Below are 1,347 nucleotides of genomic sequence, written 5' to 3'. Positions count from 1 at the left end.
GCGGGAGAAGCAACTGTGTTTGGAGTCAAGGATTTTTGATTAAATATTCGTCGTCCCATGGTTTTCCTGATTTCATTATGGCGTTCAAAATGGTCAGTAACTTATGCATGCACGCCACTATCGCGACCTTTTTAAGCTTACCTTTGGAGATCAAACGATCGTAAAATGTTTTAATAACCGAGTTGTAACGCATGGCGCTTAATGTGGCCATGTATAAAGTACACCGCACGTCAGCGCGACCACCCCAGGTGATGCGCTTACCTTTATGTGTACCACTATCGCAATTTAAAGGAGCTACACCGACCAGTTTGGCAATTTGCTCGTGACTAAGTGAGCCTAACTCAGGTAACGCTGCCATCAGTGAAGCCTTGGTGACAGGGCCGATGCCTTTGCACTTGTCGATTAACTTTAGCTGCTTGGCAAAGTGCTCTTTTAAATGTCCATCCATATCTTGTTCAATCTTTCCAATTTCTTTATTGAGTACCTTTCGCACTGCATCGATACTTTTGCGCTGGGCTTTCTCACTCATCGCAAAGCGGTTATCCTCGGCCACCCGCATCTCAACGAGCTGCTTGCGTCGAATCATCAAAGCGTGCAATGCCACTTGCCCTGCATCAGGTAAGTGCATCAATAACTGCACACCTTTATCAGAGTGGTACAGCGTACGTGCGAAATGACTCAACACTCTGGCATCAATCGCATCGGTCTTAGCGAGATACCCCAAGGATTTGGCAAAATCACGCGCCTGTCGAGGGTTCATCACCATCACAGGCAAACCTGCACTACACAAAGCAATAGCTGCCTTGCGCTCAAAACCACCGGTGGCCTCCAACACGATAGCGGACACGGTACGGGGTACTTCGTTCGGTTCTACTGGCGTACAGGCAAGCATAATCGCCGCGTGAAGCTCGGCGATGCCCTTCTCATCATTGCTGATGTGCAGAGTTTTACCTTTGTCATCCAAGGCCATCTCCAGGCTATCTTTGGAAACATCGATTCCGACGAAAATCAATTCAGAAGCGTTCATCATTACCCCTCCTTGCAAATACGAGGTCAATGCACGATTAAATGCACGCCATCAAGCAACTGTTCGGGCTTTAGATCAACGGCTGATGTTGCACGCCAAGTGCTTCTCCACGGGCTTGGTATCCCAAAGGGCGGACGGGCTATGCAATATCCTCCGAAAACTTTCCGAAACAACGGAAACTCACCAACGAACTACCATTTTTGCCGCGGTAGTAGGTGCCAACTCCAGTCGCACTACGCGCTCCTTACGCAGGCACCTACTACCGCAAAACCATACAACCAACTACAAGAACAGACAATCTATAAGACAGCATACAAGGG

1 protein-coding gene is annotated in these 1,347 nt (G+C 48.3%); it reads right to left on the bottom strand.

Annotation, left to right across the window (positions count from 1 at the left end; all coding sequences use genetic code 11):
* Positions 1-25: 25 nt before the first annotated feature.
* Positions 26-1,030, bottom strand: coding sequence for an IS110 family RNA-guided transposase (locus tag H8K55_RS21635; protein WP_456243345.1), 1,005 nt, complete (start codon positions 1,028-1,030; stop codon positions 26-28).
* Positions 1,031-1,347: the final 317 nt, after the last annotated feature.

This window comes from Affinundibacterium flavidum, from assembly GCF_014284175.1.
Classification (GTDB): Bacteria; Pseudomonadota; Gammaproteobacteria; order Burkholderiales; family Burkholderiaceae_D; genus Undibacterium; species Undibacterium flavidum.
This window is presented reverse-complemented; position numbering and strand designations above follow the sequence as displayed.